The organism is Mesorhizobium sp. HAY1-8B, from assembly GCF_056868045.1.
This window is the reverse complement of record NZ_CP200321.1, coordinates 6,102,729-6,123,121: the sequence shown is the minus strand read 5'-3', so window position 1 is coordinate 6,123,121 and position 20,393 is coordinate 6,102,729. Positions and strand designations below refer to the sequence as shown.

General features: G+C 61.8%; 18 protein-coding genes. 10 read left to right on the top strand and 8 right to left on the bottom strand.

Annotated elements, in window-relative coordinates:
- The first annotated feature begins 417 nt into the window (after positions 1-417).
- Positions 418-1,680, top strand: a complete 1,263-nt coding sequence (locus AC1VON_RS29375; protein ID WP_483125784.1) for an amidase — start codon at positions 418-420, stop codon at positions 1,678-1,680.
- 152 nt (positions 1,681-1,832) lie between these two features.
- On the top strand, positions 1,833-2,810 hold the full coding sequence (locus AC1VON_RS29370; protein WP_483125783.1) for a LysR family transcriptional regulator: 978 nt from the start codon (positions 1,833-1,835) through the stop codon (positions 2,808-2,810).
- 8 nt (positions 2,811-2,818) lie between these two features.
- Here AC1VON_RS29370 and AC1VON_RS29365 read toward each other — a convergent pair whose 3' ends face one another.
- Positions 2,819-4,018, bottom strand: a complete 1,200-nt coding sequence (locus tag AC1VON_RS29365; RefSeq protein ID WP_483125782.1) for an aminotransferase class V-fold PLP-dependent enzyme — start codon at positions 4,016-4,018, stop codon at positions 2,819-2,821.
- A complete protein-coding gene (locus AC1VON_RS29360; RefSeq protein WP_483125781.1) occupies positions 3,966-4,967 on the bottom strand; it encodes an ornithine cyclodeaminase family protein in 1,002 nt (333 codons plus the stop codon). The genes AC1VON_RS29365 and AC1VON_RS29360 overlap by 53 nt, the downstream gene beginning before the upstream one ends.
- A gap of 435 nt (positions 4,968-5,402) precedes the next feature.
- Here AC1VON_RS29360 and AC1VON_RS29355 point away from each other — a divergent pair, with 435 nt between their 5' ends.
- The 5 genes from AC1VON_RS29355 to AC1VON_RS29335 all read left to right on the top strand — a co-directional run bounded on the left by AC1VON_RS29355 (position 5,403) and on the right by AC1VON_RS29335 (position 9,912).
- Positions 5,403-6,539, top strand: a complete 1,137-nt coding sequence (locus AC1VON_RS29355) for an NAD(P)/FAD-dependent oxidoreductase (protein ID WP_483125780.1) — start codon at positions 5,403-5,405, stop codon at positions 6,537-6,539.
- A gap of 24 nt (positions 6,540-6,563) precedes the next feature.
- Positions 6,564-6,914, top strand: coding sequence for a RidA family protein (locus AC1VON_RS29350; RefSeq protein WP_172349156.1), 351 nt, complete (start codon positions 6,564-6,566; stop codon positions 6,912-6,914).
- A 398-nt stretch (positions 6,915-7,312) separates the two neighbouring features.
- On the top strand, positions 7,313-8,215 hold the full coding sequence (locus AC1VON_RS29345) for an ABC transporter substrate-binding protein (RefSeq protein ID WP_483125779.1): 903 nt from the start codon (positions 7,313-7,315) through the stop codon (positions 8,213-8,215).
- 4 nt (positions 8,216-8,219) lie between these two features.
- Positions 8,220-9,131, top strand: coding sequence for an amino acid ABC transporter permease (locus AC1VON_RS29340; RefSeq protein WP_172349158.1), 912 nt, complete (start codon positions 8,220-8,222; stop codon positions 9,129-9,131).
- Between the two features lie 4 nt (positions 9,132-9,135).
- Entirely contained in the window at positions 9,136-9,912 is a 777-nt protein-coding gene (locus AC1VON_RS29335) for an amino acid ABC transporter ATP-binding protein (protein ID WP_483125778.1), read from the top strand.
- Positions 9,913-10,008: 96 nt separating this feature from the next.
- On the opposite strand, the gene AC1VON_RS29330 is transcribed toward AC1VON_RS29335, so the two are convergent.
- Positions 10,009-10,884, bottom strand: coding sequence for a LysR substrate-binding domain-containing protein (locus AC1VON_RS29330; RefSeq protein ID WP_172349159.1), 876 nt, complete (start codon positions 10,882-10,884; stop codon positions 10,009-10,011).
- A gap of 102 nt (positions 10,885-10,986) precedes the next feature.
- On the opposite strand from AC1VON_RS29330, the gene AC1VON_RS29325 reads away from it, so the two are divergent.
- The 3 genes from AC1VON_RS29325 (at position 10,987) to AC1VON_RS29315 (ending at position 15,173) form a co-directional block, all read left to right on the top strand.
- On the top strand, positions 10,987-12,198 hold the full coding sequence (locus tag AC1VON_RS29325; RefSeq protein WP_483125777.1) for a trans-sulfuration enzyme family protein: 1,212 nt from the start codon (positions 10,987-10,989) through the stop codon (positions 12,196-12,198).
- A 45-nt stretch (positions 12,199-12,243) separates the two neighbouring features.
- Positions 12,244-13,692, top strand: a complete 1,449-nt coding sequence (locus AC1VON_RS29320; RefSeq protein ID WP_483125776.1) for a M20/M25/M40 family metallo-hydrolase — start codon at positions 12,244-12,246, stop codon at positions 13,690-13,692.
- Between the two features lie 80 nt (positions 13,693-13,772).
- Positions 13,773-15,173 carry an aspartate ammonia-lyase gene (locus AC1VON_RS29315; RefSeq protein ID WP_483125775.1) on the top strand — a complete coding sequence of 467 codons (1,401 nt, stop codon included), beginning with the start codon at positions 13,773-13,775 and terminating at the stop codon, positions 15,171-15,173.
- Between the two features lie 386 nt (positions 15,174-15,559).
- Here the strand turns inward: AC1VON_RS29315 and AC1VON_RS29310 are convergent, their stop codons facing one another.
- From AC1VON_RS29310 to AC1VON_RS29290, 5 genes are read right to left on the bottom strand one after another with little or no spacing between them, the layout of a single operon-like run.
- Positions 15,560-16,849, bottom strand: coding sequence for an NAD(P)/FAD-dependent oxidoreductase (locus AC1VON_RS29310; protein WP_483125774.1), 1,290 nt, complete (start codon positions 16,847-16,849; stop codon positions 15,560-15,562).
- Entirely contained in the window at positions 16,842-17,591 is a 750-nt protein-coding gene (locus tag AC1VON_RS29305; protein ID WP_140774345.1) for an ABC transporter ATP-binding protein, read from the bottom strand. Before AC1VON_RS29305 ends, AC1VON_RS29310 begins: the two co-directional genes overlap by 8 nt.
- Positions 17,515-18,345, bottom strand: coding sequence for an ABC transporter ATP-binding protein (locus AC1VON_RS29300; protein WP_483125773.1), 831 nt, complete (start codon positions 18,343-18,345; stop codon positions 17,515-17,517). Before AC1VON_RS29300 ends, AC1VON_RS29305 begins: the two co-directional genes overlap by 77 nt.
- The gene (locus AC1VON_RS29295; protein WP_483125772.1) at positions 18,342-19,337 is read right to left on the bottom strand and encodes a branched-chain amino acid ABC transporter permease; all 996 of its coding nucleotides are present in this window, start codon (positions 19,335-19,337) and stop codon (positions 18,342-18,344) included. The genes AC1VON_RS29300 and AC1VON_RS29295 overlap by 4 nt, the downstream gene beginning before the upstream one ends.
- The gene (locus tag AC1VON_RS29290; protein ID WP_246740932.1) at positions 19,337-20,287 is read right to left on the bottom strand and encodes a branched-chain amino acid ABC transporter permease; all 951 of its coding nucleotides are present in this window, start codon (positions 20,285-20,287) and stop codon (positions 19,337-19,339) included. The genes AC1VON_RS29295 and AC1VON_RS29290 overlap by 1 nt, the downstream gene beginning before the upstream one ends.
- Positions 20,288-20,393 lie beyond the last annotated feature (106 nt).

Below are 20,393 nucleotides of genomic sequence, written 5' to 3'. Positions count from 1 at the left end.
GTTCCCCTTTTTTGTTTCCTGCTGAATTGTCATTTCGCAGGGTGGTCTTCAAAAACGCTAACAGCTCAAGTCAAGGCGATCTAATGCTCTCTGCCGCGCGGTTCATCACCAATAGTTATGACAACGGCAGGGGCGCGATTGGCGCATTCCGGCCTGAGCCCCGACTGTGCCGAAAACCCTCTTCAGCCGCTTCCGTTGATCCAACCATGAGTTTTCCTCACTAGCCTCGTTCTGAAGGAAATAGGTGCGGCACTTGTCCGCCAAATCTGGGTTGTGTCATCGTCGATCCGATCCCGTCCTTGGGTGACTGCGACGCCGACAGCGAGGTCTCGTGCGACTTGAGTTTGCCAAATGAGAAGTGGCCTTTCCGGATCTGTCGAGGAACTGAGCGAAAAAATCGCTTCCGGCCTTTCGCCGGTGACGATCGTGGAAGGCTGTCTGGAGAGGATCCATACGCTGAACGGGCAAATCAGGGCGATGATCTTCGTGAACGAAGCCGATGCCCTCGATGCCGCGCTCCACGCAGAGCGCGAAATTCAGGCAGGTCGCCGGCGCGGTCCGCTGCATGGGGTGCCCATCGCGGTCAAGGACGTTGTTGATGTGATGCACTGGCCGACGACCGCGGGATCCCTGCTGTTGCGTGACCACGTCGCCCAGAATACGGCAGCCTGCGTCGCCAACCTCCAGGCGGCAGGGGCAATCATGATCGGCAAGACCAACCTTCATGAGTTCTGCACTGGCGGGCATGACAATCCCTGGTTCGGCAAGGTCGTCAATCCGCTCGATGCAAGCCGCGGAACGGGCGGCACCAGTAGTGGATCGGCAGCGGCGGTTGCCGCGGGTTTCTGTGCGGCGGCGATCGGCACCGACAGCGGCGGTTCAAACCGGTCTCCGGCGGCCGCGACGGGGTTGTTCGGCTATAAGCCGACCAACGGTCTGATCGACACGAAGGGTGTGATGAGCATCGCGCCCTCGCTGGACTGCGTCGGCGTGCTGGCGCGCTCGACGAGGGATGTTCGCCTGGTCACCGAGGCCCTGACCGGAAAGCGGTTCAGCCGGCCGCGGGACAGCGGAAGCGTCAAGAGGACCGGCATGACGATCGCCGTGTGCCCCGAGCTGACCGGGGCACTTGTCGACAGTACTATCGAAACGGCATTGGCCGCGCTGCTCGATCAGCCCTTCGTTCGCACGGTGGAAATCGCCTTCGACGACACAGAGCAATTCGTGGCTGCGGGCCTGACGATCCTACAATATGAATTTGCCAGGACCTACCAGGATTTGATCGAGCGGAACCCGGATCTGGTCGGCGACGCGGTTCGCGTTTTCCTCGAGGACGGCGTCGGCATCAGCGCGGACGCTTACGACAGAGCCGTCGGGATCCGCGAGGATGCGCGTCGGCGCTTCATGGTGAAAATGGCGGGCCTGGATGCCCTGGCAGTCCCGACGGCTCCCGGCTCGGCGCCCCGGCTGTCGGACGAGCTTACCCAGGTGAATGGTGAAATGGTGTCGTGGGGGATGGCAGGCGGCCGGTTTCGCCGCTGGGCAAATATGCTCGGCATGCCGGCTTTGGCAGTCCCGTTGGATGTTCCCGATGGCCTTCCCGTGTCGATACAGCTTGCCGCTCTTCCTGGCCGGGATGCCGCCTTGCTCGACCTTGCCGAGACCTTGACCGGCACCTGACTGGCGTTCGCAGGTCGTCAAAGTTCATAACCTGCCGGAATGAACCTCATTCGTTTGGCTATTGGAACGCCCGCTATCGCAAGTTAACATCGGCTTTGCCGTGACTTGCTCGGACGGCGCATCGATTTATCGACGGGGCAGGGTCAGCGGCCATGAAGTTCAGTGAGAAAGACACGGTTGCAAAGGACGTGGAGTTCACGCCCCGCGAGATCGAGATTTTCGCTTCGGTCATGCTGCACGGGACGACGACGAAGGCGGCCGACGCGCTGGACATCACGCAGCCCGCTGTCAGCAAAATGCTCCAGCAGCTCACCGAGAAGGCGGATTTTCAGCTGTTCAGGAAAAGCCGGCAGCGACTGATCCCGACTCCTGAAGCGCACATGCTTTATGCGGAAGTGCAGCGGGTTTTCGAATCCGCGCGCGGTATCTCGCGTGCCGCCAAGGAAATCCGCGAGCTGCGCAGCGGCAGGCTGAACATCTGCGCGCTGCCGGCTTTCGGATCCACACTGCTGCCATCCATCATAACCAGCTTCTCAAGCCACCATCCGTCCGTGTCCATCTCGCTGGATATCCGCAGCTCCGCGACGGTGGTGCAGAGGGCAAGCCGCAATCAGCTCGACATCGGTATTGGTGTCACGGCGTCGGACGAGAACCCTTCCATCGTGAGGCGAGCGCTGACCGCGACACCGCCCGTCTGCGTCATGCCCGCGGGCCATCGTTTATCGCAGCTCGAAGTCATCGAGGCGGATGACCTCGACGGTCTCGACTTCATCTCGATGGGCTCGGCCGATCCGATGCGACGGCAACTCGACGCCCTGTGCGACGAGCGCGGTGTCAGGCGCCTGCTGAAGGTGGAGGCCAGCCTGTCCAGCGCCTGCATCGCCTTGGTCGCGTCCGGAGCGGGCGTGACGGTCGTTGATCGGCTCTCCGCGTGGATGGCACGCGACCTGCCGATCGAGATCAGGGATTTCCGGCCGCATCTTGATCTGAATCTCAGCGTGTATCGGCCGTGGGGCGTCATCGCGTCGACTGCGGCTGACGCTTTCACCGAGCATCTAATCCAGACCACGCGGAGCTTTATGAACAGCGTGGACGCCGGGATAGTGGCTCTTGGGACAAGGCAGGATTAGCAAGGGTGCTAGCGGAGCGGCAGGCTCAGGAAGAGGCGATCGATATCGGCTTCGTCGTTGTAAACATGAGGAGATACACGCATCTTGGTGCCGCGCAGCGTGACATGCACATTAGCGCGCTTCAGTTCCTGCGCCGCATTCGGCAAGAGCCGATCGCCGATATCGAGGATCGAGATATGAGGCGTCGGATGCAGCGGACGCACAACCGGCAGGCCGCGATTTTCTGCCTCTATCCAGACTAGCTCGTTGAGGTGACGAAGGCGCTCGAAAACGCGCTCGATGGTCCAGTCGCGGATGAGCTCCATGGCGGCGATTGCGATAGGCAGGACGGCGAAGTCGGAGCGTTCGCCCATGTCGAACCGCCGCGCGCCGGGCAAAAACTCGGCCACCGTTACCTTGTAGAAGTCGGCCCGGTCGCCACCCAGGCGGTTCCATGAATGGTGTTCGAGCGTGCGTCCCCCTTCGTGCCAGCGCGGGTCGGTGTAAAGGAACGCCAGGCGATACGGGCCAAGCAGGAATTTGTAGGTGGCAAAGACCAGGAAATCCGGCCGGACGCGACGGACGTCGAAGGGCACCGCGCCAACCCATTGAGTGCCATCGACAACGAGGGCCGCGCTCGCCGCCCGTGCGGCTTCCGCCACGACCTCGAGGTCGATCGCCATGCCCTCGAACCAGTGGACGAGAGTGCCGGCAACGACCGCGATGGGGCGGCTGGAGGCGCGGATCGCGGATACGATCGCGCCGGTCCAATCTCCGTCGGCCGGTTGCGGAACGACGTCGACAAGCGCGCCCGAGCGCTGCGCCAGATCATACCAGACATATCGGTGCGAGGTGTGTTCGTTCTCCATGAGAAGGATAGCCGAACCCGGTGGAACCGCCACGTTGGCGGCCGCGATCGCCATGCCGTAGCTGGTGGCGGCTACGATGGCGACGTCGTCGGCAGCGGCGCCCACCATCGAGGCGGCAAGCCGCCGGGCGTGTTCCACCTCGTCGTAATAGGATGCGATAGTCATCTTCCAGGGCTCGGCTTTCACCCTGACGCCAGCCTCTCCGGCAGCGACCGCAGCGATCGGGATCGGGGACATGTAGGCGGCGTCCAGGTAAGCCGTCTCGCGGGGGATGGAAAAGAGATCGCGCTGGCAGTTCAACATGGCGTCACAACCTGAAATCGATCGAGGTACCCCGGCCGGTGTCGCGGGCGCGGGCATAGACGAGATTGGCGAGTTCGATGTCCTGGGCGGGGACACCGAGAGACCGGTAGAGCGTCAGGTCGGCGTCGCTGGTGCGGCCGGGCTTCGCGCCCGCCAGCACTTCGCCGATCTCGCCGCGAATATGGTCGCCGCTGATTTGGCCGCCCTCAGTCGCCTCGACCAACTCTCCGGCGGCGACGAGCGCCATGGGCAGGTAATCCACCCAGATCTTCGATCTGCGCACGCATTCGAGGTCGATCTCGCGGCATGACGCCACGCTCGCGCCGACCGCGTTGACATGGACACCACGCGGCAGCCATTCGCCGAACAGCACCGGCACCTCGGAAGATGTCGTCGTGCAGACGATGTCGGCCTCGCGAACGGCTCGACTGGCGTCGCGATGCGCATGCGCCTCGAAGCCGGCGGTCGACAGGCTCTCGGCGAAGCGCCGCGCCTTCGCAAGATCTCGACCCCAGACATGGACCACGCGGATTGGCCGCACATCGGCAATGGCCTCGACGTGCCGGCGAGCCTGCTCGCCATAGCCGAGGATCGTCAGCGTCGAGCTGCCCGGGCGCGACAGCGCCCTCGTGGCGACCGCGCTAGCGGCCGCGGTCCGCCAGGCCGTCAACTCTCCGCCGTCGATCAGAGCCGCAGGCCGCCCGTGATCCTTGTCGAACAGGAAAACACCGCCGCGGTGAGACGCGAGCCCGTGCGCGAAATTGTCCGGAAATACCGACAGCACCTTCGCCCCGAACAGCGGCTGGTCGTCAAGTGCGGCGTACATCAACGACAGGCAAGTGCCGGCCGCGCCCGGAAGGTCGAGCGTGCGCCTGATCTGCTGGCGGGCCGCGCCGTTCGAAGTCTTGAGCAGCGCCGCCTCGGTCACTTCAAGCGCGTCGGCCAGGGTCAAGACCTGCCGGATCGCCTTCTTGTCGATCAGGAGGAATTCGGTCTCGGCATTCACCGTGCGGTCTCGTCCATTCGACGACCTCCGTATGCGTCGGGTTTCGCCGAGCGTAGCACTGCCCTCGCAAGCGGCTGCGCACGACTTTCATAACTTGGCGCGAGAAGTTGCCCATGCCGGATCATGCGCCGACAAATGCAGCGTGGAGAGCGGCAGGCGCCGGTTCATAACTTTTGGCTATCAACGGCAGTGGCCAGTTCAATTGACCGCAATCGCCCGCTCGTTGCAATGTTTCCGGGCAATTTGAAGTGCCGCCTCCGACTTGTATCGAAATTCATCTGCGGTTGAAGCGAATAAAATTGTCGAAATCTGCAATATGAAAAACGTTTACGAAATCAGGCGACCGGCACGACAGCAAATACGCACACAACAATTTCATCACTATTGAGAAATTGGTTGGCGTGAAGAGTAATATTTCTATCGGAGGTTATCCATATGCGTGTCGTGGTCATCGGTTCCGGCATCGTCGGCAGTTCCGCCGCCTATGAATGCGCCAAGGCGGGGGCGGACGTCTTGGTGCTGGAGGCCGGCAGGATAGCGGGGGGCACATCGGCGGTAAGCTTCGCCTGGACGAATGCTACGACCAAGCGGCCGCGGCCCTATTTCGATCTCAATGTCGCGGGTATGCGCGCCCATCTCGAGCTGAGGCGCGACTTCGGTGTCGCCCCCTGGTTTACCCAAAGCGGCAGTTTCGATTGGCGCACAGTGTCGGAATCGATGGACGATTATTTCGAGAACTTCCGGCAGATGAAAGAATGGGGCTACGGCGTCGAGTGGATCGACAAGAACCTGGTAGCCGAGATGGAGCCCGATATCGACGTCGCGGCCATCGGTGATTGTCCGATCTCGTATTATCCGGAGGAGGGCTGGGTCGATCCGGTCCTTTATGCGGCCTGGCTTTTGCGGGCGGCGAAGGAGCGCTGGGGCGCTGAGGTGAGGGTCGATGCACGCGTGACCGAGATTGAAACCGAAGGCGGCCGCGTCAGCGCGGTACGCACGGCGGACGGCGTGCGCCACGGTGCCGATGCCGTGGTGAACTGCACCGGCGGCTGGTCAAGCCAAAGGCTCGGCGATGCCCAGGGCATCCCGCTCTCCTCGACGATCGGCGTGCTCGCCTTCACCCCGCCGGTGGCGTTGACGCTGCGCAGCCAGTTGCATGCCGACGATCTGGATATACGTCCCGACGGCGCCGGCCGCATCATGATCCACAAGGTCTCGGTGGACCTGACCTTCAAGAAGCCGGAGGCTATCAGCCCGAGCGGCGATGAGGCGAGGACGCTGCTGGAGGCAGCAAGCAAGGTCCTGCCTTCGCTTCGCGCCGCGGGCGTGGAAGCCATCCGCACCACGGTGCGACCCTTCCCGGAAGACGGCTATACCTGTGCCGGCGCGATGCCGGACGTCGCCGGCCATTATATGGCGGTGACGCATAGCGGCGTCACCATCGGCCCGCAACTGGGCAAGGTGGTCGCCGACGAGGTCGTGCGCGGCAAGCTCCGTGACGAGATGGAGACGTTCCGCCCGCAGCGCTTTTTCCAGGCGAGCGCGAAGCGCGCCGCCGCCGCGCACGCATGATTTCTCGTCGAACGCAGGCGCACGATGACGAAAATTGAAAGACACGAGAAGAATGAGCGGCTCAGTCGGATCGTCGTTCACAATGGGACGATCTATCTCTCGGGCCTAACCGCCGACGACCGGCAAGCCGATACAGCCGGCCAAACGCGACAGATACTGAAGAAGGCCGACGACCTTCTGGGTAGGGTCGGTTCCGCTCGATCGCAACTGCTGTTCGCGCAGATATGGCTGAAGGACGCCGGCGATTTCGACGCGATGAACAAGGCCTGGGTCGACTGGCTCGACGGCGCCGAACCGCCGGCGCGGGCCACTGTCGGAGCAAGCTTCGCGCTGCCCGATATCCGCGTTGAGATACAGTTTACCGCGGTGAACTGACAAGTGCGCTCTTCGGTCAAGTCAGGAATCAGCTCCGGTTTTTAGAACCGTTGCCGCGCGCTCCCCTTCGGCCGACCAACAGAGCGCCGCCGACGCTCCACATTCCAGTCGTTTGCTCCGACATCGTCAGGTGTCGGTGCCTCGCGTCTCCATATTTCCGACATCGCAGCAAAAGCGGATCCCGCGCTCGACATTTCGGTCCAAGCGCGCAGGACGGCCAGCGCAATTCACTATGAAAGCCTGGTCGATGTACCGATTCCTATAACCTGTGAGAATAGACCTTCGAAATCATTCTATTGGACGGCATTCATTCCAACGCACATTCTGCGGCCGCTGAAGGGCAGTCGTCCAAGTTTTCGGTTCGCTCTTCCTCACAACGAGAAAAATGGGGAACGTTGATGTTTGACAGAAAGACCTGCTTGCGGGCCGTGTCGGTTTTGGCGGTGATGACCGCCTTTAGCTGCGCCACGGATGCTTTGGCGCAAGGCTTTGACACATCCGGGATCAAGGTTGATTCGTCACTTGCCGCGCGTCTTCCGGACAAGATCAAGGACGCTGGCGTGATCGTGATCGGCTCCGACACGTCCTATGCGCCCTGGGAGTATCTGAGTGAGAAGGACGGGCAGACGCCTGAGGGCATCGATGTCGACATCGCCGATGCGATTGGCAACAGGCTCGGCGTGAAGATCGATTTCCAGACCTCGGCCTTCGACGCCATCCTTCCCGCGCTCGGAACGAAGTTCGATCTCGGCGTTTCCGCACTCTCGATCACCAAGGAGCGCATGAACGCAGTCAACTTCGTCAGCTACACCCAAACGGGAAATCTATGGGGCATAAGGGCAGGTAATCCCACTAACTTCGATCCGGCCAATCTGTGTGGGACCAAGATCGCGATCATGTCCGGCACGTCCCAAGAAAAAGAGGTGGAGCAGGAAAGTCAGCGGTGCGTTTCGTCTGGAAAGAAGGAAATAGAACTCATTCCCTTCAAGGTCCAGACCGAGGCGCTGACCCGTGTTGCGGCCGGGGGCGCCGATGCGACGTTTTCCGGGCCGGCCACGATTGGTTATGCGGCCAAGAGTTCGAATGGCCAGTTGGAGACAATGGAAGCAACGCCCGCGATGTCCGAAATCGGATATAATGGCATCGCAGTGGCCAAGTCAGATGACAAATTGACGGGTCTGGTCGCCGATACCATCAATTCCCTTATCGAAGATGGTACCTACAAGGCTATTCTGGATGCCTGGGGTCTCGGCTCGGCAATCGTCGACAAAGCCATGGTAAATCCTCAAGTCGAAGACTGAAATCATGGGTTTTGAGCCAAATGTCAGAGCCGGCCCCCGGCCGGCTCCCATACCAAATCCATTGGAGTTCCAATGCAATGTCGTGGTTCCCCGTCCTCGCCCGGGGCGCTGGATCGCGGTTGCGATCATCGCGATCATCTCGCTTCAGGTTGCGGTTGCCGTCGCAAGGAACTCCAATTTTCACTGGGATGTCTACCTTACTTACCTGCTTCACCCGCAGGTGGTGAGGGGGGTCGGGTGGACCCTGCTCCTCACTGTGGTTGCGATGGCGACCGCCATCGTCATCGCGGCTTTTCTGGTGATCATGCGCGAGAGCGACAATCCAATCCTTCGCGGGCTGGCGTATGCGTGGATATGGTTCTTTCGCGGAACACCTGTCTATACACAGCTGCTGTTCTGGGGGCTCTTTGCCGTCTTGTTCCCCAGCCTGAGCATCACGATCCCTTTCGGTCCCGAGATTATGAGCGTGGATACGAAGTATGTCGTGACGCCGGCTCTGGCAGCGATTTGCGGGCTCGGCTTCAATGAGTCCGCCTACCTGACAGAGATATTCCGGGCAGGTTTCAATTCGATCGACCGCGGACAAGCCGAAGCGGCTCAGGCGCTCGGCATGCGACCGGCAAAGATCTGGCGGCGGATACTCATGCCGCAGGCAATGCGCGTGATCATTCCCCCTACCGGCAACGAAACCATCGGAATGCTGAAGATGACATCCTTGGTTCTCGCGGTGCCATTCACGCTGGACCTGACGTTCGCCACCAATGCCATCGCCAACAGGCTCTACCTGCCGATTCCGCTGCTGATGGTCGCTGGAACCTGGTACCTTGCTGTCACGAGCCTGCTGATGGTCGGTCAATACTTCCTCGAGCGCCATTTCGGCAAGGGCGCGTCGGTCCATCCGACGCGGGCGGAGTGATCCGATGGAGGCGAGTATCTCCGGCTTCTGCGTGGAAATGCAGAACATTCACAAATTCTATGGCGCGGTCCATGCGCTCAAAGGCGTGGAGCTGCGGGTGAAACGTGGCGAAGTCTGCGTTGCGATCGGCCCCTCCGGCTCCGGCAAATCGACGCTTCTGCGCTGTATCAACCAGTTGGAGAGCATCTCTGCGGGTCGCGTTTTCGTGAAGGGCGAGTTGCAGGGATTCGTGGAGCGGGGCGGTCGTTTCCACCCCCTACCGCCAAGTCGGGTGGCAGCCCAGAGGCGCTCGACCGGCATGGTGTTCCAGCGCTTCAACCTGTTTCCTCACATGACCGCCCTCGAAAACGTGATGGAGGGGCCCCTCCATGTGAAGGGTTGGTCGCGGGAGCGGACGAAAGCCAAGGCCACTGAACTTCTCACGCGGGTGGGGCTTAATGGACTCGGAGGTCGATATCCCGCACACCTGTCCGGTGGGCAGCAGCAGCGTGTCGCCATCGCGCGCGCGCTCGCCATGGAGCCGGAAGTGATGCTCTTTGACGAGCCAACCTCCGCGCTCGATCCCGAACTCGTCGGCGAGGTCCTGGACGTCATAAAGGATCTGGCACAAAGCGGTATCACGATGGTCGTGGTGACGCACGAGATCGGATTTGCACGCGAAGTCGGCAATCACCTGGTTTTCATGGATCAGGGACAGATCGTTGAGGAAGGGCATCCAAGGGCGGTACTCGCCAGTCCGAAGAACCCGCGAACGGTCGCTTTCCTCTCTAAGGTGCTGTGAGGGGAGGCCATGACTGAAGCAGGTAACGGGATCGGGTCTCGCCATCCTTCTGAATTCGCCCGGAAGCAAGCTGACACGCGGGAATGTCCGTGCACCTCAGAGCGCCGCCCGAAGATCGTCGAGGAATTCCGCAAGAATTCGGGAGGGAAGGCGATTGGGTGGCCTGATCAGCAGTGTCCGAAAGTAGAGTGCGGGCTCGAACGGCCGCAATGTCAGTCCGCGGCCCTCATAGGGCTCAGCGGTCAGAGGATCGACCAGGCCGACGCCAATGCCGGCGGCCACCATCGCGCAGATCGTCGTCGAATAAGGCGTTTCCATTACGGTTCGGATTGCGACGCCGGCTTCATTGAAAACGTGCTCGGCATCGCGTCGCGTCGTGTCTTCGCGAGCGAGAGCGATAAACGGATAACCCGCAAGATCCATTGGGCGAATGACGTCCAACGCCTCGAGCGGATGTCCCTTGGGCACCGCCACCGCCACGGGAAAGCGCGCAAACTCCGTTGCCTCGACCCCCGTGCGATCGATCTCGTCGGCGACAATCCCGAGATCGAACTGACCCGAAGCGACCAGATCGCGCACGTTGGAGGACATACGTGCCTGGAAGGTCACAGCGACGTTTGGGTTGCGGTCCATAAAAGCGTGAAGAGCACGCGGGAGAACGTTTGTCGACAACGCCGAAAGAGAAGCGATTCTCAGTTCGCCGGAACCATAATCCCGAATGCGGGCGGCCGCCCCCCTCAGATGGCTCAGGCCGAGAAAAGCCTGTTCGACCTCACGGAAGAAAAGCTGTCCCTCGGGCGTAGGGTGCAGTCTGCCCTTGATCCTTTGAAAGAGATCGAAACCAAGCGAACGCTCCAGCTCCTGGATGCTTTTGCTGATCGCCGGCTGGGACACATGCAAAACATCAGCCGCGCGCGCCGTGGTTCCGTTGGTCATGACTACCCGGAAGACCTCAACCTGCCGAAGATTCATGGACCCCCCAACCAATAACTTTCGCGAATAGCAATGCCGCAAAAGCATATGCCTTTCGATCGATTTCCTAAAGTGTTCGCAGCCATTTTGAAAGGCGCTCTCATGAACGATCTCACCCAATGCGTTCTAACGCCCGATGTGCCGACCGACGGATTTGTTTCTCTTGGCGTTGGAGTGCACCGCGCTTCAACCATCGTATTCGCGAATGCCGCCGCCTATGCGTCACGCGGCGACCGTGGGCATCAGGGCTATTCCTACGGCCTTTACGGCACACCGACCACCCGAACGCTTGAAGCGAAGATCACGAGCCTGGAAGGTGGGGTCTGGAGTTTCCTCACGCCATCGGGGCAGGCGGCAAATGCCCTTGCCGTCATGCCGTTTCTGACCACGGGCGATCATGTCCTGATCGCGGACACCGCCTACCCGCCAATGCGGGATTTCGCGGAATCCGACCTGCGCCGCCTGGGCGTGGATGTGGAATTCTTCGACCCGCTTTCTCCGGAGGATGTCGCGTCGAAAATGCGGACCAGGACGCGGATCGTCTGGTGTGAAAGCCCTGGGTCGACGACGATGGAAATCCTTGACCTGCCGAAAATCGCGGCGATCGCTCACCAAGGGGGAGCGCTGGTCGGCTTCGACAACACATGGGCGACGCCGCTGAACTTCAAGCCGCTCAAACACGGCGCCGATATCGTCACAGAAGCGCTTACCAAGTTCGTCTCGGGCCATTCCGATGTTCTGATGGGCTCGATCACCGTGAGCGACGCCGCGCTCATAAAACCTATCCGTTCCCTGATGGGGAGAATGGGCATCGGTGTCTCGGCGGACGATGCCTCGCTTGTCCTGCGCGGCTTTGAAACCCTGGGGGTGCGTCTTCGTCACTCCGAGAGGGTGGCTCTCGATTTCGCCCGCAGGCTTGCAGGCCATCCTCTCGTCGAGCGCCTGCTGCATCCGGCGCTCGAAACCTCCCCCGGGCATGAAATCTGGAAACGCGACTTCCTCGGTTCGAGCGGAGTCTTCAGCATCCTTTTCAAGGGCAGCGCGTCCCGGCATGTCGAGGCCGCGCTCGATGCTTTGGAGGTCTTCGCCATTGGCGCGTCCTGGGGTGGAACCCGCAGCCTTGCCGCGCCGATGTCGATCGACGGTTTCCGCAGCGCGGCACCATGGGCCGGACCGGATATCATACTGCGCCTGAGCATCGGACTTGAGGACGAGCATGAACTCTGGGCCGATATCGAACGACTTTTGACAAGCATCGAGGCACGGCAAAGCAAGAAGCATGAAGCGCCTCTAAAGGCCACTCGTCATGGCTGACAGTTCCCCGAAGGCCGCAGCCAAATAATCATCAGGTGATCACGCATGCCGAATTTGCAAAGTACGTTTCGTACCGTCGATGACAATTTCGACGTCTCGGTGCGCAAACTCTTGGAGTTGATTTCTATCCCGTCGATTTCGAGCGAGGCTTCGGGGCTGGCAGGTATCGTCCGCGCGGCCGAGTGGCTCAAGCGGGAGTTGTCGGCCATGGGGCTTTCCGTGGAGATCATCGAGACGAAGGGGCATCCCGTTGTCCTTGCCCATTCTTCGGCGGGCCAGCGGACCAGACATCCGAGGCTGCTGTTTTACGGACACTACGATGTGCAGCCTGTCGGCGATCTGAACCAGTGGCAACATCCTCCCTTCGAGCCACGCGTGATGGAGGAAGATGGCATCCACAATTTCTACGGCCGCGGCGCGTCCGACAGCAAAAGCCAGTTCTGGACCGTCATTGAGGCGCTGCGCGCATGGAGGGCCGCCCGGGGCAGCTTTCCGGCAGATATCGTCGTGATGCTGGAGGGAGAAGAGGAGGCAGGCTCGCCGAGCCTGCCGGAATTCATCGACGCGCATCGACATGATCTTCGATGCGACGTCGCATTTATCTGCGATGCCGAGATGTGGTCACCGACACAGCCCGCGATCACGACTCAGCTCAAAGGGCTGGTCCACGAGCGGGTGACGATCTTTGCTCCCAATCCCGACCTTCACTCAGGTCACTATGGCGCCGTGGCCGCCAATCCCATCCGCATATTGAGCGACATTCTGGCCGGCATTCATGACGAAGCCGGGCGAGTGACCATCGGGGGCTTCTATGACGACGTGTCCGAAATCCCGGATAGGCTGCGCCAACGATGGCGGCAGCTGGCGCAGGACGCCGGCCGGTTCGAAGAGGTCGACCTGAGCGGCGGCGTAACGGAAAAAGGATACTCCACGCTGGAAGCGATGTGGGGACGTCCTACTGTCGACATCAACGGCATCACCGGTGGAAACCAGGGGCCGGCCGAACGGTCGGTCCTGCCAGGAAGCGCAACAGCCCGTCTTTCGTTCCGGCTCGTATGCGGACAACAACCGGAAAAGGTCCGCGCCGGATTCAGAGCTTATGTCAAATCAGAGCTTCCCAGGGGTTGCACTGTGGAATTCGAAGGGGCGGGAGGCAGTTCGGCGGTAGTCCTGTCGCAGGACAGTCCGTTTCTCGCTGCCGCCGCGCGCGGACTGGAACAGGAGTGGGAAAGTCCTGCCATTCTGAGAGGAACGGGCGGAGCGATACCGCTGGTGCAACAACTCAGCGAGGTTCTCGATGCGGAATGCGTCGTCATCGGCTTCATATTGCCGGGCGACGCCATCCATGCTCCAGACGAACGTTACGATACTCGGCGTCTTCGCAAAGGGATTCGCAGCTGGATACGGATCTTCGAAGAGATCCAACGGGAATCCTCCAGGGGCATGCTCGACCAACGGCTTGCAACGAGCCAGCACGACGGCAGGCTGGAATAAGAAAATCAGTGAAACCCCTTGAATCCCGTGGCTTCCGCCAAACCGGCGGAGAGTTTTTGCATTCTTCAACTGGACGCAGAATGCCGGCCACCCGCATAGACACCGATAGCCTTGGGCCGCGACAATTGCCTGAGGACGCGCTTTACGGCGCGGCCACCATGCGCGCGCATCACAATTTCGACATCTCCTCCCGCAAGCTGGGCGATGCGCCGGAATTGCTGACCGCGCTCGCGCAGATCAAGCACGCCGCTGCGGCTGCCAACCGCGATGTCGGCGTACTGCGACCCGACATCGCCGATGCGATCATCGCAGCATCGATCGAAGTCGCGAACGGGCTGCACGCCGATCAATTCATCGTCGACTTGCTGGAGGGGTCCGGCGGCACATCAATCAACATGAACATCAACGAGGTCGTCGCAAACAGGGCGCTGCAACTGTTGGGCGATGCGCCCGGTCATTACGACCGCGTGCATCCGAACGATCATGTCAATGCCGGCCAGTCGACCAATGACGTCGTACCGTCGGCCATAAAGCTCGCGGTCCATGAAAAGTCCGGCAGGCTCATAGACGTCCTGGCGCATCTCGCGGACGCGCTGGACGACCGCGCCGAAGCGTTCAAGGATGTGCTGAGACTCGGCCGGACCTGCATGCAGGCGGCGCAACCTATGCGCCTTGGCCAGGCTTTCGGCGGTTATGCAGCGGCTATCCGCCGACTCATCGCGAAGCTGCTCGGCGCCCGTGACGAGATGCTGACCTTACCCCTCGGCGGAACAGCCATCGGCACCGGGCTTGGCTCGGCGCCCGGCTACCGCAGCGCGATCTACAGCCATCTGCGTGAGATCGTTGGCGCCGACGTTCGCCCGGGCGAGAACATGTTCGACGCCATGCAGAACGCCGATGGCTTTGCAAGGATCTCCTCCGAAATTCGCATCTGCGCCGAGGTGATCGGAAAAATCGCTTCGGACCTCATCATACTCTCCTCGGCTTTGGACGGGGGCACGGGAGAACTGCGGCTTCCCTCGGCGCAGCCCGGTTCCTCGATCATGCCTGGCAAGATCAACCCGGTGCTGCCTATGATGATGCAGCAGGTCGCGTTCGCCGTGGTGGGTAACGACGCCGTGGTGTCGCTGGCATCGCTCCAGGGGCAGCTCGAGATCAATCACTTTGAGCCTGTCATTGCATCGCGCCTCTTTGATTCCATTGACCTCCTTGCGAAATCGACGCGTATCTTCGCGGATCGCTGTGTCGCCGGCATCGAGGTCGACCGTGACCAATGCCTGAAGAACCTGATGTCCTCCGCAGCCCTCGCGACCGTCTTTGTTCCGAAGCTTGGTTACACAAAGGTATCGAAGCTGGTGCACTCGTCGGCTACGGACCAGCGGCCTTTCATCGATCTCGCCATCGAGCAGGGATTGCTGACCCACGAGCAGGTGCTCGACCTATTGCGCGAAAGTACGGACTACCAACAGGACGCCGTGTGAGCCGCTATCCGGCTTGCGTCTGATTGTGCTGCCCTCGTCTCCCGGCGTGTTGGAGAGCTGCGGCGTAAAATAGTGTGCAAGAAGGCGGCTTTGCTTCGAGCCGCAAAACTGTCACTCAAAGGCTGCGGCCCAATCTCCGCACTTATTTCGGCCGGCCGGAATCAGGTGGGCAGACATCACAGGAAAAAGGTCTCGGCAGCTTCAACGCCGATCTCGCGATGCCGCCAACAAGTCGCCTGCTGCATCCACCAAAGGTCGTGCTTCGTTCAAATCCTGATGGGCTTCGCGAGACTGCCGCGTCAATGGCAGGAAGTGCCAAGGCAACACCATGGCTGGACCATCAAGCCGCCGGCACACGAACTCAGCGTCCTTGGCCTACAATGGCATCAAGAGCTTCGATCCTTGAAACGGTTCCAGATGTGCATGCGGTTGGCGACCTGCACGGCGACCGGATGGAACGGAACCGGTTTCATGTTGGTGACCGGCAAAGGCATCTGCTCGTCCCGGCGCCGGCCTGCTGCCCAGCGGCCGATTTCCTGGCCAAGCGACATTGCCAGTGCCACGCCGCGGCCGGAATAGACGCCGCCAAACACGAGGCCGGGCGCCAGGCGATAGAGGCGAGGCCTGCGATCAGGCACCACGGCAAAGGTGCCATGCCAGTATTCCACGATCGCCGGTTCGCCGCCGAATGCGTGAAAAGCCTTGCCCAGCATGCTCGAGACCTTGGCGCGACCGCGGTCGGCCTCGTCGAACCAGAATGTATGCGTGCCGCCGCTCACCAGCCGGCCGTCGACGTCGTAGTGGAAATAGCGGATGTCGTTGCGCATGTCGGACACTGCGGGGTTGCCGACAAGGATCCTGGTGCGCAAGCCTTCCGGCAGCGGGTTTGTCGCGGCCTGGAAGACCTTGAACGGCATCAGTGTCTTCTTCAGCCCAGGCCAGAGGTCGCCGGTAAGCGCATTCGTGGCAAGTACCACTTCTGGCGCCGTGACGCTTCCCGTTGCGGTGAGGACGCGCCAGCCGCCTTCCACCTTCTCGATGCGAGACGCCGGGGAGTTCTCGAAGATGGTCACGCCTTCGCGCTCAAGGGCGCCGGCAAGGCCAATGGTCATGGCGAACGGATTGATGTGGCCGGAATTGTGCACCATCCAGCCGCCGAGATAGGGGCTGCCGATGCGCGCGGTGGCCTCGGCCCGGTCAAGCCAGGAGACATTGGCGCCGAAGGCTTTCCACTCCTCGTAGAACTGGCGCGCGCGGGCAAGCGTGGCCTCGGTGTGCGCGGGTTGGATCCAGCCTTCCTGAACCTGGTGGGCGTCGATGTTGAAGCGCTGCATCAGGCCGAAGGCGACGCCCGCCGCATCCGCAACCATCCGATTGTAGCGTTCACCGATCGTCTTGCCGTAGACCGCCTCGAACTCCGCCGGCGAGGCCTTGGAATGGTGGGAGATGACAAGGCCGTTGTTGCGGCCCGACGCCGCCGATCCGATCTCGTTGCTCTCGAGCAGGATGACGTTGACGCCGCTGTCGCGCGCGCCGAGTGCCGCGGCCATGCCGGTGAAGCCGCCGCCGACCACCAGCACGTCCGTCTTCAGCTCGCCTTGCAGTGCCGGTGCGGCTGGGCGCCTGTTCGCGGTCTTGCGCCACAGATGCGGCGTCTTCCAGTCGACCTCAAACATGAAGGACGTCCTCGCTGGCGCCGCCGAGATAGTGTTCCCTCAGGGCCGAATGCGCGGCCATTTCCTGCGCCGGGCCGTGCAGCTTCACCTTGCCGGTGTTGAGCAGGTAGGCGTAGTCGCCGCATTCGAGCGCCAGCTGAACGTTCTGCTCGACGAGCAGGATCGAAATGCCGTTGCGCGACAGGTCGAGGATGATGCGGAAGATCTGGTGGACGATCTTCGGGGCGAGACCGAGAGACGGTTCGTCCAGCATCAGAAGCTTCGGCTCGGCCATCAGCGCGCGGCCGATCGCCAGCATCTGCTGCTGGCCGCCGGACATGCGGCTTGCCATGCCGTTGCGCCGTTCCTTGAGCACCGGAAACAGCTCGAACACCTCGGCGCGCAACGCCTCGAAACTCTTCCCGCCGCGACCGATATGGGCCGCGACCATGTTTTCCTCCACCGTCAGGCGCTGGAAGATCTGCCGGCCTTCCGGGCAGTGGGTGATGCCGAGACGCACGACCTGTTCGGGGCGCATCCCGGTGATGTCACGGCCCTCGAACGCGATGCTGCCGGCGGTGGGCCGCGCAACGCCGGAGATCGAGTTGAGCAGCGTCGTCTTGCCGGCGCCGTTGGGACCCAGGATGACGACGATCTCGTGCGGATCGACGTCAATGCTGATGTCCTCAAGAACGCCGACGCGCCCGTATCCCGAGCTGAGCCCGGCGATCCTGAGCAGCGGCTCGGATGTCGTCGATGTCATTGGCGGTTCCCAGATAGGCGAGTTGGACGTCGGTGCTTGCCTGCACCTCGGCGGGCGTGCCCCGGAAGAGCAGTTTTCCGTGATGCATGACGATGATGCTGTCGCAGAGCGTCATGACGAGATCCATGTCGTGCTCGACGACGATCATGATCCGGTCGGGCGAACGCAACGCGGTGAGTTTTGCCGTCAGCTCCGCCGTCTCGTGGTGGTTCAATCCGGCGGCGGGCTCGTCGAGCAGCAGGACGCGCGGATTGGCGACCAAGGCGCGGGCGATTTCCAGCATGCGTTGCCGGCCATAGGGCAGGCCCCCGGCATCGACGTCGGCATAGGACTGAAGATCAAAAAACCGCAGGATTTCCATGCATTTTTCACGCCGGCGCCGGCGCTGGGCGTTGGCATAGGGTGGCCAGATCACTTCCCTCCAGGCGGCCGCAACCTCGGCGGGATAGAAACAGACCTCGAGGTTTTCGATGGCCGACATCTGGTCGAAGAGCCGGATGTTCTGATAGGTACGGGCAATTCCCGAATTGGCGATCTGGTATTTCTTGAGCTTGTCGAGACGCTTGCCGTCGAGCGTGATCGAGCCGGAGGAAACCGTGTAGGAACCCGCCGTCATGTTGATCAGCGTCGACTTGCCGGCGCCGTTCGGTCCGATCACGCCGTGGATCATGCCGGGGGCGAAGGCGGTCGACACGTCGTCGATGGCGACGACCTCGCCATACACCTTGCGAAGGCTCTGAAAGACCAGCGTCATTTTCCGAAAAGCCCCCGGATCAGTTTCTCCGGCCCGAAGCTGCGCGGCACGATGCCGGCCGGGCGCGCGATGATCAGAGAGATCATCAAAAGACCGAGGAAGAGGATGCGCCATTCGGCGAATTCGCGCAGCAGCTCCGGCAGCAGGATCAGGATTGCCGCGCCGGCGACGATGCCGAAGATGTTGCCGATGCCGCCGACCACGATCATCAGCACGATCAGCACCGATTCCTGCAGCGTGAAACTTTCCGGGCTGACGAAACGCTGCGATGCGGCGAAGATCGCGCCGGCTATGGAGCCGATCGTGGCCGAGGTGGCGAAAGCGGCAAGCTTGGCATTGGTGGTGTTGATGCCGATGCCGCGCGCGGCGTCCTGGTCCTCGCGGATCGCTGCCCACGCCTTGCCGAGGATGGAACGCTCCAGCCGCCAGACCACGGTGCCGACGATCAGCACGGTGATCAGCAGCAGCCAGAAGAAGTCGATCGGCCGGGCGATCTGGATGCCAAGGATCGAGGCCTTGTCCAGGCGGGCAATGCCTTGCGGCCCTCCGGTCAGCCAGTCGAGATTGTTGATGATGATGCGGATGATCTCGCCGAAGCCAAGTGTGACGATGGCCAGATAGTCGCCGCGCAATCGCAACACCGGAATGCCGAGCAATATGCCGGTGAACGCGCCAAGGCAGGCGGCGACGAGCAGGATGAGCAGGAACGGCATATGCAGGCCGAGCTGGGGGCTTGCCAGCAGCCCATAGCTATAGGCGCCGACCGCGTAGAAGGCGACGAAGCCGAGGTCCAGCAGCCCGGTATAGCCGATCACGATGTTCAGGCCGATGCCGAGCAGGATGTAGATCAGCAGGCTGTTGAGGACACGGACATGGTAGTTGGGCAGGAAGGGCGTGGCCACGATCAGCGCGATCGCGATGGCTAAGACGAGCCAGGAGATGGTCCGGTTCGCACTCGGCCGGGCGGTTGCGAGGGTGTCGGCGGCGGCCATCAGAATTCCCTCTTGTACACGATGCTTTCCTCGGAGACGGCCTCGCCGAGTATGCCGGCGGGACGGACCAGGAGCACGAGTATGAGGATCGCAAAGGCGAGAACGTCGCGATACTCGGTGCCGAGCACGCCGTTTGTGACGATGGGCAGCAGCGCGGTTCCCCACACTTCGATGAAAGCCAGGATGAAGGCGCCAAGCATGGCGCCAGGGATCGAGCCGATGCCGCCGAGGATGGCCGCGGTGAAGGCCTTCAGCCCGATGACGGCGCCCATGCTGGGCGACATGATGCCATAATAGCTGGAATAGAGGATGCCGCCGGCAGCACCCAGAAGCGGCCCGACGAAGAACACCATCGAGATGGCGCCGTTGACGTTGATGCCCAGCAGCTGCGCGGTCGGGCGGCTTTCCGACACGGCGCGCACGATGATGCCGATACGGCTCCGGTTGACCAGGACATGCAGGCCGAACATCAGCACGAAGGCGGCGATCAGGATGCCGATCTGCATCAAGGTGATGGTGCCGCCCATCACCTGATAGCGGACGACGGGGAAGAAGCTCGGAAAGGCGACCGGCTGTGGGCCGGCCAGGATCTGCACCCCGGTGACGAGCGACAATGAGACGCCGAGCGAGGAGAGCATCGGCGCGAGCCGGGTGGAGCTTCTCAGCGGTTTGTAGGCGACCCTTTCAATGCCGACGCCGATGAGGCCGACGAGGAAGATCGCCACGAGAAAGGCCGCGGTAAGCGCCAGCGCGCCCGACACCCCGACATCGCCGACCAGCAGGCTGAGCGCCAGAAACGCGACATAGGCGCCAAGCATGAACATCTCGCCATGGGCGAAGTTGATCATGCGCAACACGCCATAGACCATGGTGTAGCCGAGCGCGATCAGGGCGTAGATCGAGCCGATGGTCAGGGCATTTACCGTTTGTTGGATAAGGTTTCCCAGCATGGGCCGGCGTCCTGTGCCTGCAACCCCATGGACCGGTCGAACCGGGAAGGGGAATGGTCGACGAGGCCGCCCGTACTTGCGGCAGGCACGCCCGTCAACAGGTGAA

Bases quoted from the DNA above. Each gene is read 5' to 3' on its own strand.
- AC1VON_RS29370 (WP_483125783.1), top strand. From the start codon at position 1,833: ATGAAGTTCAGTGAGAAAGACACGGTTGCAAAGGACGTGGAGTTCACG.
- AC1VON_RS29365 (WP_483125782.1), bottom strand. From the start codon at position 4,018: ATGCCCGCGCCCGCGACACCGGCCGGGGTACCTCGATCGATTTCAGGT.
- AC1VON_RS29355 (WP_483125780.1), top strand. From the start codon at position 5,403: ATGCGTGTCGTGGTCATCGGTTCCGGCATCGTCGGCAGTTCCGCCGCC.
- AC1VON_RS29350 (WP_172349156.1), top strand. From the start codon at position 6,564: ATGACGAAAATTGAAAGACACGAGAAGAATGAGCGGCTCAGTCGGATC.
- AC1VON_RS29345 (WP_483125779.1), top strand. From the start codon at position 7,313: ATGTTTGACAGAAAGACCTGCTTGCGGGCCGTGTCGGTTTTGGCGGTG.
- AC1VON_RS29340 (WP_172349158.1), top strand. From the start codon at position 8,220: ATGGGTTTTGAGCCAAATGTCAGAGCCGGCCCCCGGCCGGCTCCCATA.
- AC1VON_RS29335 (WP_483125778.1), top strand. From the start codon at position 9,136: ATGGAGGCGAGTATCTCCGGCTTCTGCGTGGAAATGCAGAACATTCAC.
- AC1VON_RS29330 (WP_172349159.1), bottom strand. From the start codon at position 10,884: ATGAATCTTCGGCAGGTTGAGGTCTTCCGGGTAGTCATGACCAACGGA.
- AC1VON_RS29325 (WP_483125777.1), top strand. From the start codon at position 10,987: ATGAACGATCTCACCCAATGCGTTCTAACGCCCGATGTGCCGACCGAC.
- AC1VON_RS29320 (WP_483125776.1), top strand. From the start codon at position 12,244: ATGCCGAATTTGCAAAGTACGTTTCGTACCGTCGATGACAATTTCGAC.
- AC1VON_RS29315 (WP_483125775.1), top strand. From the start codon at position 13,773: ATGCCGGCCACCCGCATAGACACCGATAGCCTTGGGCCGCGACAATTG.
- AC1VON_RS29310 (WP_483125774.1), bottom strand. From the start codon at position 16,849: ATGTTTGAGGTCGACTGGAAGACGCCGCATCTGTGGCGCAAGACCGCG.
- AC1VON_RS29305 (WP_140774345.1), bottom strand. From the start codon at position 17,591: ATGACATCGACGACATCCGAGCCGCTGCTCAGGATCGCCGGGCTCAGC.
- AC1VON_RS29300 (WP_483125773.1), bottom strand. From the start codon at position 18,345: ATGACGCTGGTCTTTCAGAGCCTTCGCAAGGTGTATGGCGAGGTCGTC.
- AC1VON_RS29295 (WP_483125772.1), bottom strand. From the start codon at position 19,337: ATGGCCGCCGCCGACACCCTCGCAACCGCCCGGCCGAGTGCGAACCGG.
- AC1VON_RS29290 (WP_246740932.1), bottom strand. From the start codon at position 20,287: ATGCTGGGAAACCTTATCCAACAAACGGTAAATGCCCTGACCATCGGC.